Here is a 16,328-nt window from a genome sequence, read left to right as displayed (position 1 = left end):
AGCAAGGGGAAACAGTGGCGGACGCAGCAAGGACACCGGCGGCAGACCAGGACCGGGCACCGCGGGTGCTGGTCGCCGCGGACAAATTCAAGGGCTCGCTCACGGCCACCGAGGTCGCCCGGCACGTCACGGCCGGGCTGCGCAGGGCCGTCCCCGGCCTGGCGGTGGAATCCGTCCCGGTCGCGGACGGCGGCGACGGCACGGTCGCGGCCGCCCTCGCGGCGGGCTTCACCCGGCACGAGGCACGCGTCACGGGCCCGGCCGGCGACCCGGTCACGGCCACCTTCGCGCTGCGCGAGGACGGCACGGCCGTGGTGGAGATGGCCGAGGCGTCCGGCCTCCAGCACCTGCCGAAGGGCCGCTTCGCGCCGCTCACGGCCACCACGTACGGCACCGGTGAACTGCTGCGCGCGGCGCTCGACGCGGGCGCCACCACCCTCGTCCTCGGCGTCGGCGGCAGCGCCACGACCGACGGCGGCGCGGGCATGCTCGCCGCCCTCGGCGCCCGCTTCCTGGACGCCGCGGGCACGCCGCTCGCACCGGGCGGCGGCCCGCTGCGCGACCTGGCCACCGCCGATCTCACGGGTCTGGACCCGCGGCTCGCCCGTACGGAGGTGGTCCTCGCCAGCGACGTGGACAACCCGCTCACCGGGCCCAAGGGCGCACCCGCCGTCTACGGGCCGCAGAAGGGCGCGAGCCCGCAGGACGTCGAAGCGCTGGACGCGGCCCTGGGCCACTACGCCAAGGTCCTGGAAACCGCGGTCGGGCCCCGCGCCGCCGGATACGCCGCCGCACCCGGCGCGGGCGCGGCGGGCGGCATCGGCTACGGCGCCCTCGTCGGCCTGGGAGCCGCCTTCCGGCCGGGCATCGACGTCATGCTGGAGGTGCTGGGCTTCGGCCCGGCCCTGGCCCGTGCCACCTTCGTCGTCACCGGTGAGGGCTCGCTGGACGAGCAGACCCTGCACGGCAAGGCCCCGGCCGGCGTCGCGGCGGCGGCCCGCGCCGCGGGCCTGGAGGTGACGGCGGTCTGCGGCCGCCTGGCCCTGCCCCCGGAGGCCCTGGGCCGGGCCGGTATCCGCCGCGCCTACCCGCTGACCGACCTGGAGCCGGACCCGGCCCGCTGCATGGCCGAGGCGGGACCGCTCCTGGAACGGGCGGCGGAGGCTCTCGCCCGGGACTTCCTGCTGTGACGGGACGGCGCTGAGTCGCGGGCGGTGAGGGTCCGGTGCCGGGCGACGGACGGTGACGGTGCGGAGCCGAGCCGCGGACGCTGAAGGTCTGGACCCGAGCGACGGACGGTGACGGTAAGGCGCTGAGCCGCGGAGTGCGGCGGCCGTGCCCCCTGCGCTCCGTGCGCCCCCGCGCGCTCCGTGCGCCTGCGTGCTTCCGTATACGACAAAAGGCCCCCGCCGAGCTGATGCGCTCGGCGGGGGCCTTTCCGGTCCGTGGACCGGAATCCGCTACTGGATCTGCGCGCTGCGCGCCTCGCGGCGGTTGTCGCGGAAGGTGTTGACCCGGCGGGCCGTCGCGAAGACCGGGATCATCGCGCCCAGCACGATCTGGAGGGAGCATCCGGTCTGGAGCAGCATCTGGCCGCCGGGGGCGTCCAGCGCCCAGGCCGCCAGCATGCCCATGCTCAGCACGATCCAGCTGAGCATCGCCACCGCGAGCCGCCCCCGCGGCTTCGGGTACTCGACCCGGCTCACCATCAGCCAGGCCACCCCGATGATCGCGAGCAGCGTCGGTACGAAGGGCAGCTCCAGCAGGACGATCGCGACGACGGTCAGCGCGCCGAACGGACTCGGCATGCCCTGGAAGATGCCGTCACGCAGCGTGACGCAGGAGAACCGGGCCAGGCGCAGGATCACCGCCAGCAGCACCACCACCGCGGCGACCACCGAGACCCGCTGGTGTGAGTCCGGGGCGACCATGCCCCAGGTGACGACGAAGTACGCCGGTGCCAGCCCGAAGCTGATCAGGTCGGAGAGGTTGTCGAGCTCGGCCCCCATCGCCGAGGCCCGCAGCTTGCGTGCGACGAGCCCGTCGAACAGGTCGAAGACGGAGGCCAGCAGCATCAGGATCACCGCCATGGCGGCGCTGTGCCGCGCCATCCCGCCGTCGTCGTTGCCCGTCAGGTGCGGGATCAGGACGCCGGTGGTGGTGAAGTAGACGGCCATGAAGCCGCAGATGGCGTTGCCGAGGGTGAGCGTGTCCGCTATCGACAACCGGGTGGACAGCGGCATGTCGCCGGCCGCGTCCTCCTCCTCGACCTCCGCGACCCAGCCGGACTGTGTGTCGGGATCAATCACGGTCAAGGCGTGTCACCCCCGCGGTGGTGGCCTGGCCGACCTCGACCGCGGTCTCGACACCCGCCGGGAGGTAGACGTCGACGCGCGAGCCGAAGCGGATCAGGCCGATGCGCTCGCCCTGCTCCACCTTCGAGCCCTGCGGTACGTAGGGGACGATGCGGCGGGCCACGGCCCCGGCGATCTGCACCATCTCGATGTCGCCGAGCTCGGTGTCGAAGTGCCAGACCACCCGCTCGTTGTTCTCGCTCTCCTTGTTGAACGCCGGGACGTACCCGCCGGGGATGTGCTCCACGGACGTCACCGTGCCGGCCAGCGGCGCGCGGTTGACGTGGACGTTCAGCGGGCTCATGAAGATCGCGACGCGGGTGCGCCCGTCCTTCCACGGCATGATGCTCTGCACCACGCCGTCGGCCGGGGAGATGACCCGGCCCTGAGCGATCTCCCGCTCGGGGTCGCGGAAGAACCACAGCATGCCCGCCGCCAGTGCGGTGGCGGGCACGGCGGCGGCGGCCCAGCGTCCCGAGCGACGGGAACGGGCCAGGCTGACCGCTGCCGTCGCGACGGTCGGCAGAAGCCACGGCGACGCTCCGCGCGCGAGGCGGACACGACCGCGTTGTGCAGAGGATTGGCTGTGGGGCATGGATGACCTTCGTAGCGGAGGATGCCGCATATGCAATGGGGGACGGCGGCTTTCCCGGGATGGTATCGGTTGCGAGCGGCAACTGGCCAAGAGCCAGAGCCAATCCATGGCCGAACAACGATGACCGGGTGTGATCTTCGTCCTGAAGAAATCACCCCAAATCGGGCGTTCACCCCTGGATTCGGTACTCCTCCAGCAGTCGCCGACCGATGATCATTTTCTGGATCTCGGCGGTGCCTTCGCCGATGAGGAGCATCGGTGCCTCCCGGTAGAGGCGCTCGATCTCGTACTCCTTGGAGAAGCCGTAGCCGCCGTGGATGCGGAACGCGTCCTCCACCACCTCCTTGCAGTACTCGGAGGCCAGGTACTTGGCCATGCCCGCCTCAAGGTCGTTTCGCTGACCGGAGTCCTTTTTGCGTGCGGCGTTGACCATCATCGCATGGGCCGCTTCGACCTTTGTAGCCATTTCGGCAAGTTTGAACTGAATCGCCTGGTGCTGGGCGATCGGCTTGCCGAAGGTGTGCCGCTGCTGTGCGTACGAAACGCCCAGCTCGAAGGCGCGCTGCGCGACGCCGCAGCCCCGCGCGGCCACGTTCACCCGACCGACCTCGACGCCGTCCATCATGTGATAGAAGCCACGTCCGGTCGCGCCGCCGAGGACCCGGTCGGCGGGGACGCGCAGCCCGTCCATGATCATTTCGGTGGTGTCGACACCCTTGTAGCCCATCTTGTCGATCTTGCCGGGGATGGTCAGCCCCGGCCGGACCGCACCGAAGCCCGCCTCCTTCTCCACGAGGAAGGTGGTCATCGATTTGTGCGGCGCGGTGCCCTCCGGATGGCCCTCGTCCGTACGGCACAGCACCGCGACGAGAGTTGACGAACCGCCGTTGGTCAGCCACATCTTCTGACCGGTCAGTACATAATCTCCGCCGTCCGCCACCCCTTTGGAGCTGATGGCCGAGACGTCCGAGCCGAGCGCCGGCTCCGACATCGAGAAGGCGCCACGGATCTCACCGGCCGCCATCTTCGGCAGGAAATAGTCCTTCTGCTCCTGCGTACCGTGCTGCTTGAGCATGTACGCCACGATGAAGTGCGTGTTGATGATGCCCGACACGCTCATCCAGCCGCGGGCGATCTCCTCCACCGTCAGCGCGTACGTCAGCAGCGACTCGCCGAGACCCCCGTACTCCTCGGGAATCATCAGCCCGAAGACGCCGAGTTCCTTCAGCCCCTCGACTATCTGCGTCGGGTATTCGTCCCGGTGCTCCAGCCCGGTCGCGACCGGCAGGATCTCTTTGTCGACGAAGTCACGCACCGTCGAGAGGATTTCCCGCTGGATGTCCGTCAGGCCCTCGGTCTGTGCGAGGCGTCCGCTCATGTCACTTCCCCTTCCGGGCCGGTTCCCGCAGCTCGGGGCGGCCCGGCTGCTCACCCCCGCGCTCCTTGACGTACGTGGCGGTGGGCACCATCACCTTGCGCCGGAAGACGCAGACCAGGGTGCCGTCCTGCTTGTAGCCCTTGGTCTCCACGTACACGATCCCGCGGTCGCTCTTGGATTTCGACGGTGTCTTGTCGAGCACCGTCGTCTCGCCGTAGAGGGTGTCCCCGTGGAAAGTCGGCGCCACATGCTTCAGCGACTCGATTTCAAGATTCGCGATGGCCTTGCCCGACACATCCGGGACCGACATACCCAGCAACAGGGAGTAGATGTAGTTGCCGACGACGACATTCCTGCCGAAGTCGGTCGTGTGCTCCGCATAGTTGCTGTCCATGTGCAGCGGATGGTGATTCATCGTGAGCAGACAGAAGAGGTGGTCGTCGTATTCCGTGACCGTCTTTCCCGGCCAGTGCTTGTAGACGTCCCCGACGGTGAATTCCTCATAGGTACGGCCGAACTGCATCGCGCTCACGCCTCCGGGGCTTCGAACTTCGACGTACGGGTCATACCGGCGGCGCGGCCCTTGCCGCTGACGACGAGCGCCATCTTGCGGCTGGCCTCGTCGATCATCTCGTCCCCGAGCATCGCGGAGCCCTTCTTGCCGCCCGCCTCGGAGGTGTGCCACTCGTAGGCGTCGAGGATCAGCTCGGCACGGTCGTAGTCCTCCTGCGACGGCGAGAAGACCTCGTTGGCCGCCTCGACCTGACCGGGGTGCAGCACCCACTTGCCGTCGAAGCCCAGCGCGGCGGCGCGCCCGGCGACCTCCTTGTAGCCGTCCACGTTCTTGATCTGGAGGTAGGGGCCGTCGATCGCCTGGAGGTCGTTGGCGCGGGCCGCCATCAGGATGCGCATGAGGATGTAGTGGTACGCGTCCGCGCCGTACCCGGGCGGCTGCTCGCCCACGACCAGCGTCTTCATGTTGATGGAGGCCATGAAGTCGGCCGGGCCGAAGATGATGGTCTCCAGACGCGGCGAAGCGGCGGCGATGGCGTCCACGTTCACCAGGCCCTTGGCGTTCTCGATCTGCGCCTCGATGCCGATCCGGCCGGGCTCGAAGCCCATCGTCGTCTCGATCTGGGTGAGCAGCAGGTCGAGCGCGACGATCTGCTCGGCGTCCTGGACCTTGGGCAGCATGATGCAGTCCAGGTTGGCCCCGGCGCCCTCGACGACGGTGATGACGTCCCGGTACGTCCAGTGCGTGGTCCAGTCGTTGACCCGCACGACGCGGGTCTTGCCGGACCAGTCGCCGTTGTTCAGCGCCTCCACGATGGTGTGCCGGGCGCCCTCCTTGGCCAGCGGCGCACAGGCGTCCTCCAGGTCCAGGAAGACCTGGTCGGCGGGGAGGCCCTGGGCCTTCTCCAGGAAGCGCGGGTTGCTGCCGGGGACGGCGAGGCAGGAACGGCGGGGGCGAAGGCGGTTGACAGTCACGCGGGGACCTCCAAGGGGTCGAGCTTGTTCGCGGTACGGATCTCGTCGACGATACGGCCGATGATCTCCGTGATACCGAAGTCCTTCGGGGTGAACACGGCCGCCACTCCGGCTTCCCGGAGGGCCGCCGCGTCGGCGTTGGGGATGATGCCGCCGACGATGACGGGGATGTCGCTGTCGCCGCTCTCGCGCAGGCGCCGCAGCACGTCCGGCACCAGCTCGGCGTGCGAGCCGGACAGGATCGACAGGCCCACACAGTGCACGTCCTCGGAGACGGCCGCCGTGACGATCTGTTCGGGCGTCAGCCGGATGCCCTGGTAGACGACCTCGAAGCCGGCGTCCCTGGCCCGTACGGCGATCTGCTCCGCGCCGTTGCTGTGGCCGTCCAGCCCCGGCTTGCCGACCAGCAGCCGCAGCCGTCCGGAGCCCAGGTCGGCGGCGGTGCGCTCGACCTTCGCGCGGACCGCGGCGAGCGGGGTGCCCGCCTCCGCGGTGACGGCGAGCGGCGCGCCCGATACGCCGGTCGGCGCCCGGAACTCGCCGAAGACGTCCCGCAGGGCCCAGGACCACTCGCCGGTGGTCACCCCCGCGCGGGCGCACTCCAGGGTCGCGGCGAACAGGTTCGTGTCACCGGCCGCGGCCTTCTTCAGCGCCGACAGGGACTCCTGCGCGCGCGCCTCGTCGCGGTCGTCCCGCCACCGGTGCAGCGCCCGCACCACGCCCGCCTCGTTGTCCGGGTCGACGGTCATGATGGCCGTGTCCAGGTCGGCGGTGAGCGGGTTCGGCTCGGTGGACTCGTAGCAGTTGACGCCGACGATCTTCTCCTCGCCCGCCTCGATCCGGGCCCGCCGCTCGGCGTGCGAGGAGACCAGCTGCGACTTCAGGTAGCCGGACTCGACGGCGGCCATCGCCCCGCCCATCTCCTCGATCCGGGCCATCTCCGCCAGGCACTCCTCGACCAGGGCGCCGACCTTGGCCTCGATGACGTGCGACCCGGCGAAGATGTCCTCGTACTCCAGCAGGTCCGACTCGTGGGCCAGCACCTGCTGGATGCGCAGCGACCACTGCTGGTCCCACGGCCGGGGCAGGCCCAGCGCCTCGTTCCAGGCCGGGAGCTGGACGGCGCGGGCGCGGGCGTCCTTGGAGAGGGTGACGGCCAGCATCTCCAGGACGATCCGCTGGACGTTGTTCTCCGGCTGCGCCTCGGTCAGGCCGAGCGAGTTGACCTGCACGCCGTAGCGGAAGCGGCGCTGCTTGGGGTTCTTGACGCCGTACCGCTCGCGGGTGACCTGCTCCCAGATGCGGCCGAAGGCCCGCATCTTGCACATCTCCTCGACGAACCGGACCCCGGCGTTGACGAAGAAGGAGATCCGCGCGACCACGTCACCGAACTTCTCCGGCGGCACCTGCCCCGAGTCGCGTACCGCGTCCAGCACCGCGATGGCGGTGCTCATCGCGTACGCGATCTCCTGCACCGGCGTCGCGCCCGCCTCCTGCAGGTGGTAGCTACAGATGTTGATCGGGTTCCACCTGGGGATGTGCGCCACCGTGTACGTGATCATGTCGGTGGTCAGCCGCAGGCTGGGCCCCGGCGGGAAGACGTGCGTCCCGCGCGAGAGGTACTCCTTGACGATGTCGTTCTGCGTGGTGCCCGACAGCTTGGCGATGTCGGCGCCCTGCTCCTCGGCGACGACCTCGTACAGCGCCAGCAGCCACATGGCCGTGGCGTTGATGGTCATCGAGGTGTTCATCTGCTCCAGCGGGATGTCCTGGAACAGCCGGCGCATGTCGCCGAGGTGCGAGACGGGGACCCCGACCCGGCCGACCTCGCCGCGGGCGAGGACGTGGTCCGGGTCGTAACCGGTCTGCGTCGGCAGGTCGAAGGCGACCGACAGGCCCGTCTGGCCCTTGGCGAGATTGCGCCGGTAGAGCTCGTTGGACGCCTCCGCGGTGGAGTGCCCGGCGTAGGTCCGCATCAGCCACGGACGATCCTTGTGACGTTCGGTCATGTTGGTCCGTACTCTCGGGGTCCGTCCGTCCGGATCAGACGTTCCGGAACCGGTTGATGGCGTCGATGTGCCGGGCGCGCTTCTCCTCGTCCCGCACGCCCATGCCCTCCGCGGGTGCGAGCGCGAGCACGCCGACCTTGCCCTGGTGGAGGTTGCGGTGCACGTCGTAGGCGGCCTGCCCGGTCTCCTCCAGCGTGTACGTCTTGGACAGCGTCGGGTGGATCTTCCCCTTGGCGATCAGGCGGTTGGCCTCCCACGCCTCGCGGTAGTTGGCGAAGTGCGAGCCCACGATGCGCTTGAGCGACATCCAGAGGTAGCGGTTGTCGTACTCGTGGGTGTAGCCGGAGGTGGAGGCGCAGGTGACGATGGTGCCGCCCTTGCGCGTGACGTACACGCTCGCCCCGAACGTCTCGCGGCCCGGGTGCTCGAAGACGATGTCCACGTCCTCACCGCCGGTCAGCTCGCGGATGCGCTTGCCGAACCGCTTCCACTCGCGCTGGTCCTGGTGGTGCTCGTCCTTCCAGAACCGGTACCCCTCCGCGTTGCGGTCGATGATCGCCTCGGCGCCCATCTTCCGGCAGATCTCCGCCTTCTGGTCACTGGAGACCACACAGATCGGGTTGGCGCCGCCGGCCAGCGCGAACTGCGTGGCGTACGAGCCGAGTCCGCCGCTGGCGCCCCAGATCAGCACGTTGTCGCCCTGCTTCATCCCGGCGCCGTTACGGGAGACCAGCTGGCGGTACGCGGTGGAGTTGACCAGCCCCGGAGCCGCCGCCTCCTCCCAGCTCAGGTGGTCCGGCTTGGGCATCAGCTGGTTGGACTTGACGAGCGCGATCTCGGCGAGGCCGCCGAAGTTGGTCTCGAAGCCCCAGATGCGCTGCTCGGGGTCGAGCATCGTGTCGTTGTGGCCGTCGGCGGACTCCAGCTCGACGGACAGGCAGTGCGCGACGACCTCGTCGCCGGGCTTCCAGGAGTTCACGCCGGGCCCGGTGCGCAGCACGACGCCCGCCAGGTCGGAGCCGATGACGTGGTACGGCAGGTCGTGGCGCTTGGTGAGCGGCGACAGCTTGCCGTAGCGCTCCAGGAAGCCGAAGGTGGACATCGGCTCGAAGATCGAGGTCCAGACGCTGTTGTAGTTGACCGAGGAGGCCATGACGGCCACCAGGGCCTCGCCCGGCCCCAGTTCGGGCACCGGGACCTCTTCGATGTGCAGCGACTTGCGGGGGTCCTTCTCCTTGGTGGGGAGGCCGTCGAACATGTCGGCCTCGTCCTTGTGCACGGTCACCGCGCGGTAGGAGTCGGGCAGGGGCAGAGCGGCGAAGTCTTCGCGGGTGCTCTCTGGCGCGAGGATCGCGTCAAGTATCTGGTTCACGGTGTGCCTCCGGCGAAGCCAGTCGAGGGAAACGGCTTGAGGGAACGTCGGGGGTGGTGCAGAGGCGATGCCGTCGGTTCGGCTGAGGGGTGTTCCGGCAGCGCTGGTGAGCGCGGTGAGGGTGCCTGTGACGCAGGCGTCCGGGCGGGCAGGCGCGAGTGGCCTGCTGGGACAGCCGGCGCGCGGTGGTTCTCCCCAGCTGTCGCTGGGAGGTGCCGCCGTGTGCCGGCCGCCCGGACAACATCAACGTATGACACCGCGTGCCAGTCGACAAGACACTGAGTGCCAACAATTTCTCTCAGATGTCACCTGGGGGGCACGCATGAGCGGACCGGTGTCTATGTCAAATGGTGAAATGTCGCCCTTTGGGAGGGCGGGCAACGTACACAACCCTGGCACCGGGCGTGGCATACGCCACCCCCGGTGCCAGGGCGTCGATACCTAGGACCGCTGCTTGAGCGCCTTCTCGATCGTGCGCATGACCTCGTCCAGCGGGGCGTCCGTACGGGCCACCGTCACCAGCACCTCGCCCTGCTTCGCCGCCCGCGCCGGGGGCTCCTGGCGGCTGTCCCCGGCCAGGCCGCGGCCCACGCCGATCCCCGTGCCGAAGGTGGCGCGGACGATGCCGAAGGCGTGGTCGAGCTGCGCCTCCACGTCTCCTTCGGCGCCCGCCCGCAGCCAGCGCCGCAGGACGTGGTTGTGCGCGGTGACGACCGCCGAGGCGGCGACCTCGGCCAGCAGCGGGTCGTCGTCGCCCTCGTGGTGGGCGCCCTCGTCGAAGTGGCCGAGGAGGTAGCGGGTGAAGAGCCGTTCGTAGCGGGCCACCGAGGCGATCTCGGCCTCGCGGAGGGTGGGGACCTCGCGGGTCAGCCGGTAGCGCGCCACGGAGACGGCGGGGGACGCCGCGTACATCCGCATGACTTCCTTGATGCCGCGGCAGACCGTGTCGAGCGGGTTCTCGTGCGGCGGCGCGGCGTCCAGGACGGACTCGGCCCGTACGAGGGTGTCGTCGTGATCCGGGAAGATCGCCTCTTCCTTGGAGCGGAAGTGGCGGAAGAACGTGCGGCGGGCGACGCCGGCCGCGGCCGCGATCTCGTCGACCGTCGTCGCTTCGTAGCCCTTGGCGGCGAAGAGCTCCATCGCGGCGGTCGCCAGTTCGCGGCGCATCTTCAGGCGTTGGGCGGCGGCCCTGCGGGTGCCGGGAGTGGGGGCTTCGGATCCGTCGGACGACTGCGTACGGGCGGGCTGGGACATGTGGGGACGGTACTGCATATTCCCGCTGCCTGCGGCATCAGCCGTCGCACGGGTCCCTTCGCGCGGGCGCGGGCCGCCGGAGGGTTCCAGCAGCCCGCCCCATCCGCCGCCCGCCGGCCGGGCCGTCCGCCACGCGTCAGCGCCGGGCGTACTCACGGAAGCCGCGGCCGGTCTTGCGGCCCAGGCAGCCCGCGGCGACGAGGTGTTCGAGCAGCGGCGCCGGCGCCAGGCCGGGGTCGCGGAACTCGGCGTGCAGCACCTTCTCGATGGCCAGCGACACGTCCAGGCCCACCACGTCCAGCAGTTCGAACGGGCCCATCGGGTAGCCGCCGCCCAGCTTCATCGCGGCGTCGATGTCGTCCGGGGTCGCGTAGTGCTCCTGGACCATCTTGACCGCGTTGTTCAAGTACGGGAACAGGAGCGCGTTGACGATGAACCCGGCCCGGTCGCCGCAGTCCACCGGGTGCTTGCGGACCCGGGCGCACACCGCGCGCACCGTCGCGTGCACGTCGTCCGCGGTCAGCACCGTCCGCACCACCTCCACCAGCTTCATGGCGGGCGCCGGGTTGAAGAAGTGCATCCCGACGACGTCCTGCGGGCGGGACGTGGCACGCGCACAGGCCACCACGGGCAGCGAGGAGGTCGTCGTGGCCAGCACGGCGCCCGGCTTGCACACCTTGTCCAGCGTGGCGAACAGCTGCTGCTTGACCGCCAGGTCCTCGGCCACCGCCTCCACCGCCAGGTCCACGTCGGCGAAGGCTTCCAGCGACCCGGCCGCGGTGACCGCCGCGAGCGCGGTCTCGCGCGCCTCGGCCGTCAGCCGCCCCTTGGCGACGGAGCGGGCGAGGGACGAGGCGATACGCGCCTTGGCCGTCTCGGCCTTCTCCAGGCTGCGGGCGGCCAGCACCACCCGGAACCCGGCCTTGGCGAACACCTCGGCGATCCCGCTCGCCATCGTCCCGGAACCGGCCACCCCGACACTGCGCACGGAACGCCCGGCCGCCAGGTCGTGGGCCGTGCCGGGCGTCCGGCCGTCCGGCACGGCCACCGCGCTGCCCGGCGTCTCGTACGTGTAGAAGCCGCGGCCCGCCTTGCGGCCGGTCAGCCCCGCCTCGGCGAGCTGGCCGAGGATGGGCGCGGGCGCGTGCAGCCGGTCGTGGGAGGCGGCGTACATGGCCTCCAGGACCGTGCGCGCGGTGTCCACGCCGATCAGGTCCAGCAGCGCCAGCGGCCCCATGGGCAGGCCGCAGCCCAGCTTCATCGCGGCGTCGATGTCCTCGCGGGTCGCGTACCTGGACTCGTACATCGCGGCGGCCTGGTTCAGGTAGCCGAACAGCAGCCCGTCGGCGACGAAGCCGGGCCGGTCGCCGACCGCGATCGGGTCCTTGCCCAGCTCGCGGGCGAGCTCGGTGACCGCGGTGACGGCGACCGGCGAGGTCAGGACGGAGGAGACCACCTCGACCAGCTTCATGGCGGGCGCCGGGTTGAAGAAGTGCAGGCCCAGGACGCGTTCGGGGCGTGCGGAGTCGGCGGCCAGCCGGGTCACGGACAGCGCGTTGGTGCCGGTGGCGAGGATGGTGCCGGGCCGCACGATGCCGTCCAGGGCGGCGAAGACCTGCCGCTTGAGCTCGTACTCCTCCGGCACCACCTCGATGACGAGATCCGCCTCGGCGGCGGCCTGGAGATCGCGGAACGTACGGAACCGGGCCAGCACGTCCTGCCGCTCGCGCTCGGTGACGCGCTCCCGGCGCACGGCCCGCGCGGTGGACGCCTCCAGGGCGGCGACGGCCCGGCGGGCAGCGGCGTCGTCGATGTCGATGCCGATCACCTCGCGGCCCGCACGGGTGAGGATCTCGGCGATGCCGGTGCCCATCGTGCCGAGGCCGACGACGGCCACGGTGGCAAGGGCCTGGGGCGCGCCGGAAGGCGAAGAGCCGGTGGAGGAGGTGGAGACCTTGGGGACAGCGGAGACATCGGTTGAGAGGTCAGGGGTGGACTTACGGTCCATCGCGAGACTCCAGAGAGTGGATCCCGTGCGAAGGGGTTCCCGTGGAGCGGGGGCCCGTGTGCGCAGGCGGGAAGTGACGACTGAGGAGGGCCGGGCACATGCGCGAACGGCATGTACGGGGCGGTGTTGCTGCGGCGGGCCCTGTCCCGGGGCCGCGCCGTGAGCGTCGTGCTGGACGCCGAACCGACTGCACGCTGTGGCGGCTGCGTCACCAGGCCGCCCGGACAGGGGTACTGCCCGTGCCCAGCACATTAACTCGCCGGTAACCAGGAGCGCCAGGGGTGGCGCGGGGATTTAGGCTGTGGCCCGGGCCACGTCGGACGTACCGTGAGAAATCCGCCGGAGGGGAGTGGCAAATGGAAGACGAATTCCATGAGTTGACGGACCGGGTGCGTGCCGAACTCCGCTCCCCGCAGGACCTCGTCGCCTACGAGCGGCTCCTCGGACTGGCACGCAAGAACACCCCGGCCGGGCGCGAGGAACTGGCCCGGATGCTCACCGCCGTCGAGCGCCCGCTGTGGGCCCGCGAGATCGCCGCGTTCATCCTGGGGACCGCGGGCGACCGCCGCGCCTTCGAGACGCTCGTCCTGCTCCTCAACTACCGCGACCCGGTCCGCTGCGCCACCGCCGCCCACGCCCTCGGCCGCCTCGGCGACCCGCGCACCGCCCGCGCCGCCGCCGCACTCGCCACCAATCCGCTGCGCACGGCCTACGCCCTGCACCCGGTCCGCCTGCTCGCCGAACTCCGCGCCCCCGAATCCGTACCCGCCCTGATCGCCACCCTGGAACGCCTGCTCACCCCGCACAACCCGTACTGGCGGGTGGCGCTCGCCTGCGTGGAGGGCCTGGGAGCCCTCGGCGACCGCCGCGCGGTCCCCGTCCTCACCGCGGCCCGCGACCACCCCCGCCTGGCCGCCGCCGCGGCGGCCTCCCTGGCCCGCCTGGGCGTTCAGGAGGAGCCGGGGGAGCGGGCGGGGTCCTGAGTGCCTGCCGAGGGCTCACCGGCGGACGGGAGGGGCCGCCGGTAGCGCACCTCGGGCACGGCGACGCCCGCGACCTCGTCCGCCTCCTCGGCGCCGTCGGCCCGGAACCCGGCGCACTCGTAGAAGCGCCGGGCGCGCGCGTTGCCCTTGAGCACCCACAGGCACAGCGCACGGAAACCGTTCCGCCCGGCGCGCGCCAGGCAGGCGTCCATCAAGGCGCGCCCGATACCCGTGCCGATGTGCTCCGGAGGCAGATAGAGGGCGTACAGCTCGCCTTCGGACGCAGGGAGCGGCGGTGCTCCTTCGGGCGCCGGGCCCGGTGGTGCTCCGTCGGCGGGGTAGGCGCACGTCGACGCACCGGCGGACGCGCTGCTCCACGCCCTGCTGGCCGAGGACGGCTGGCGCACCGACGAGCCGTGGACACCGCTGCGCCGCGACCTCACGCAGCCGGTCGAGGACCCGGGCGTACGGATCGAGGTGGCCGGGCCGCAGCAGGCGTCCGTACGGGCCGCCGTGCAGCGGGCGGCGTTCGACGGGTCGACGTTCACGGACGGGAACTGGCACGTGATGGCGGCCGGAACGCCGTACGCCGACGCCCGCTGCCTGATCGCGTACGGCGACCGGGGCGAGGCGGTGGCGGCGGTAACGGTGTGGTCGGCCGGCCCGGGAAAACCAGGGCTGCTCGAACCGATGGGCGTGCACCGGGAACATCGCGGTCGCGGCTACGGCAAGGCAATCACCGCCGCCGCGGCAGCCGCACTCCGGCAGCTCGGCTCGTCGAGCGCGGTCGTGTGCACGCCGAGTTCCAACGTGGGTGCCCTCGCCACCTACATGTCGGCCGGTTTCCGGCGACTGCCGGAGGTCCGGGACCGGTATCGGGACCGCTGAGATACGAGGGCCGGAACGTGCTGGCAGCACGGCCCGCGTACGGGTTCAGGACTGGTACTCGTAACCGATCGTGAACCGTGGCGGCAGGCACCACTCCCCGTACTCGATGACTCCTTCGGCGTCCGACCACCTGTGAGCGCCCGCCAGGATCGCAGAACCCACCGCGAGCCCGAGAGCGCCGGCCTCCCGTGCGTCGGCGTTGCGGGCGTGCATGTCGTCCCTGGCGTGCGTGATGGTGCGCCCGGTGGCTTCCAGGACCCGCGCGGTCAGCCCTTGGTTCCGTCCCGGAGCCGTGTTCAGCAAGTCCGGCACCAGGGCGGCGAACGGTGCCGGGTACCACGTCACGGCGAACACGGTCCGGGTCTTTCCCCGGCCGGCGAGCCACTCCCGGCGCACGACCTGATCTCCGGCGCCGAGGTCGAAGATCTCGGCGATGTACAACGGCGGGGCAACCAGCCCGGCAGCGGTGACCCGGCTCGTCTCGCCCTCCGCCAGGAACGACTTGACCCGTTGGACGCGGGCCAGCCGGTCACGTGCTGAGAGCGCCCACCTGGGGTCGTCGGCGACGTAGGTGCCCCTGGGGGTGGTCCGGATGTAGTTCTCGACCTGCAAGGCTTGCAGGGCCCTGGACACGGTGGCGGCTGCCACCTGCCACTGCCCGGCGATCTCTCGGTTGGTCGGTAGCTGTGCGCCGGGTTCGAGCTCCCCCGACAGGATGCGCTCCCGGAAGTGATCGGCGATCTTCGTGAACGTCTTGGGACTGGCCATGCGGCGTGCCTCTCGGTCGAGTTGACGCTCTATCGGTATCGGCACACTAGTGCACCGGTAACCGTAGCGAGAGTGCTTCGGTCACTCCGATACTGAACTAGAGCACCGACCGAAAGGGGTCGGCCGCAAGACGTTTCGAGGCGACGTGTCATGAGTGATCCGAAGACATACCCGTCCGCGCCGGTTGAACTGCCGCTGCGCTTCGACGTGGAGCCGACTCCGGTTGCGGGGTGCGCGGGGTGCGCGGAGCTTGTCGCCGTGCGGAATCGTGCGCGCGCCGTCGGCGACATAACGGCCGTGACCGACTGCAACGTCTACTTGCGGCGACACCTTGAGGGGCACTGATGGTCACACCGGAAGACATCGGCAAGCGGGTCCAGGACGACGCCGGGCGCGTCGGCGTCCTGTGTGACGTGATCGAGGGCTACCGGGACCCCACCGTCCGTCCGAGCGGGTGCCCTGCGCAGACGGTTGCCTTTCTGCGGCCGGAAGGCGGGGGACGCGAGTGGCTGGTTCCGCCCGGCGCGGTGAACCTGGCCTGAGCCGCTGACGCCGTGGGCCCCGGAAGCTCGATCCGGACGCGATAATAGAATGTTAGTTCGCACGAGCTCTGTCACGCCGCCTCCGGAGCGCCGCCGGACCGGCAGCCCCCGGGTCCGGCCGCGGCGTCCGGGAGGCCGGAGCCCGCCTAAGGTGGTGCCCACTGCGGCGCGGCGCCGGTACGGCCCGCGGTCGCGGGCACAGCAGACGAGCACCGGAGGAAGAGACACATGGGCCAGGTCGAGGCCACCACGCAGCGCGAGATCGCGGCGGACCCGGAGGACGTGTTCGACGCGCTCGCCGACTACGGCGGTACCCGCCGAAAGCTGCTGACCGAGCACTACAGCGAGTACGAGGTGCGCGAGGGCGGCGACGGCAAGGGCACCCTCGTCCACTGGAAGCTCCAGGCCACGAGCAAGCGGGTGCGCGACTGCCTGCTGGAGGTCGACGAGCCGACCGACGGGCAGCTGGTGGAGAAGGACCGCAACTCCTCCATGGTGACGACCTGGGTGGTCACCCCGGCGGGCGAGGGCCGCGCCAACGTCGTCGTCACCTCCACCTGGCAGGGCGCGGGCGGCATCGGCGGTTTCTTCGAGCGGACCTTCGCGCCCAAGGGGCTGGGCCGTATCCACGACGCGGTGCTCGCCAACCTCGCCACGGAGATGGAGAAGAAGTAGCCCGGCTCCCCGTC

The 16,328-nt window shown here is 70.7% G+C and carries 14 protein-coding genes and 2 pseudogenes; 5 read left to right on the top strand and 11 right to left on the bottom strand.

Annotation, left to right across the window (positions count from 1 at the left end; translation table 11 throughout):
- The first annotated feature begins 65 nt into the window (after positions 1-65).
- Complete coding sequence (locus tag A6A06_RS25245; RefSeq protein WP_073763606.1) at positions 66-1,190, top strand: glycerate kinase; 1,125 nt, start codon at positions 66-68, stop codon at positions 1,188-1,190.
- A gap of 270 nt (positions 1,191-1,460) precedes the next feature.
- Here the strand turns inward: A6A06_RS25245 and pssA are convergent, their stop codons facing one another.
- From pssA to A6A06_RS25200, 9 genes and pseudogenes are all read right to left on the bottom strand, one after another.
- Entirely contained in the window at positions 1,461-2,315 is an 855-nt protein-coding gene (pssA, locus tag A6A06_RS25240) for a CDP-diacylglycerol--serine O-phosphatidyltransferase (protein WP_199931134.1), read from the bottom strand.
- Complete coding sequence (locus A6A06_RS25235) at positions 2,302-2,949, bottom strand: phosphatidylserine decarboxylase (RefSeq protein ID WP_073763605.1); 648 nt, start codon at positions 2,947-2,949, stop codon at positions 2,302-2,304. The genes pssA and A6A06_RS25235 overlap by 14 nt, the downstream gene beginning before the upstream one ends.
- Positions 2,950-3,118: 169 nt before the next feature.
- Complete coding sequence (locus A6A06_RS25230; RefSeq protein WP_073763604.1) at positions 3,119-4,327, bottom strand: acyl-CoA dehydrogenase family protein; 1,209 nt, start codon at positions 4,325-4,327, stop codon at positions 3,119-3,121.
- A gap of 1 nt (position 4,328) precedes the next feature.
- The gene (locus tag A6A06_RS25225) at positions 4,329-4,850 is read right to left on the bottom strand and encodes a MaoC family dehydratase (protein ID WP_073763603.1); all 522 of its coding nucleotides are present in this window, start codon (positions 4,848-4,850) and stop codon (positions 4,329-4,331) included.
- Positions 4,851-4,855: 5 nt separating this feature from the next.
- Positions 4,856-5,815 carry an HpcH/HpaI aldolase/citrate lyase family protein gene (locus tag A6A06_RS25220; protein WP_073763602.1) on the bottom strand — a complete coding sequence of 320 codons (960 nt, stop codon included), beginning with the start codon at positions 5,813-5,815 and terminating at the stop codon, positions 4,856-4,858.
- A pseudogene (locus A6A06_RS25215) lies at positions 5,812-7,842 on the bottom strand (protein meaA); the annotation flags it as partial. The gene A6A06_RS25220 and the pseudogene A6A06_RS25215, both read right to left, overlap by 4 nt.
- A 16-nt stretch (positions 7,843-7,858) precedes the next feature.
- Positions 7,859-9,196: a crotonyl-CoA carboxylase/reductase gene (gene ccrA / locus A6A06_RS25210; RefSeq protein WP_073763600.1), complete on the bottom strand. Its 1,338-nt coding sequence runs from the start codon at positions 9,194-9,196 to the stop codon at positions 7,859-7,861.
- A gap of 441 nt (positions 9,197-9,637) precedes the next feature.
- Positions 9,638-10,450, bottom strand: a complete 813-nt coding sequence (locus tag A6A06_RS25205; RefSeq protein ID WP_199931133.1) for a TetR family transcriptional regulator — start codon at positions 10,448-10,450, stop codon at positions 9,638-9,640.
- 136 nt (positions 10,451-10,586) lie between these two features.
- Positions 10,587-12,323, bottom strand: coding sequence for a 3-hydroxyacyl-CoA dehydrogenase family protein (locus tag A6A06_RS25200; RefSeq protein WP_242440986.1), 1,737 nt, complete (start codon positions 12,321-12,323; stop codon positions 10,587-10,589).
- Positions 12,324-12,814: 491 nt separating this feature from the next.
- Here A6A06_RS25200 and A6A06_RS25195 point away from each other — a divergent pair, with 491 nt between their 5' ends.
- A complete protein-coding gene (locus A6A06_RS25195) occupies positions 12,815-13,441 on the top strand; it encodes a HEAT repeat domain-containing protein (protein ID WP_073763598.1) in 627 nt (208 codons plus the stop codon).
- On the opposite strand, the gene A6A06_RS25190 is transcribed toward A6A06_RS25195, so the two are convergent.
- The gene (locus A6A06_RS25190; RefSeq protein WP_443333779.1) at positions 13,408-13,848 is read right to left on the bottom strand and encodes a GNAT family N-acetyltransferase; all 441 of its coding nucleotides are present in this window, start codon (positions 13,846-13,848) and stop codon (positions 13,408-13,410) included. The genes A6A06_RS25195 and A6A06_RS25190 overlap by 34 nt on opposite strands.
- Here A6A06_RS25190 and A6A06_RS25185 point away from each other — a divergent pair.
- A pseudogene (locus tag A6A06_RS25185) lies at positions 13,784-14,329 on the top strand (GNAT family N-acetyltransferase); the annotation flags it as partial. The gene A6A06_RS25190 and the pseudogene A6A06_RS25185 overlap by 65 nt on opposite strands.
- A 45-nt stretch (positions 14,330-14,374) precedes the next feature.
- Here the strand turns inward: A6A06_RS25185 and A6A06_RS25180 are convergent.
- A complete protein-coding gene (locus tag A6A06_RS25180) occupies positions 14,375-15,097 on the bottom strand; it encodes a GntR family transcriptional regulator (RefSeq protein WP_073763596.1) in 723 nt (240 codons plus the stop codon).
- Positions 15,098-15,441: 344 nt separating this feature from the next.
- Here A6A06_RS25180 and A6A06_RS25170 point away from each other — a divergent pair, with 344 nt between their 5' ends.
- Both A6A06_RS25170 and A6A06_RS25165 read left to right on the top strand, forming a co-directional pair.
- Complete coding sequence (locus A6A06_RS25170) at positions 15,442-15,639, top strand: hypothetical protein (RefSeq protein ID WP_031009820.1); 198 nt, start codon at positions 15,442-15,444, stop codon at positions 15,637-15,639.
- 228 nt (positions 15,640-15,867) lie between these two features.
- On the top strand, positions 15,868-16,314 hold the full coding sequence (locus A6A06_RS25165) for an SRPBCC family protein (protein ID WP_073763594.1): 447 nt from the start codon (positions 15,868-15,870) through the stop codon (positions 16,312-16,314).
- Positions 16,315-16,328 lie beyond the last annotated feature (14 nt).

The sequence above is a fragment of the Streptomyces sp. CB02923 genome (genome assembly GCF_001905005.1).
Taxonomy (GTDB): Bacteria; Actinomycetota; Actinomycetes; order Streptomycetales; family Streptomycetaceae; genus Streptomyces.
The sequence above is the reverse complement of the archived record's forward strand: the minus strand, read 5'-3'. Positions and strand labels throughout refer to the sequence as shown.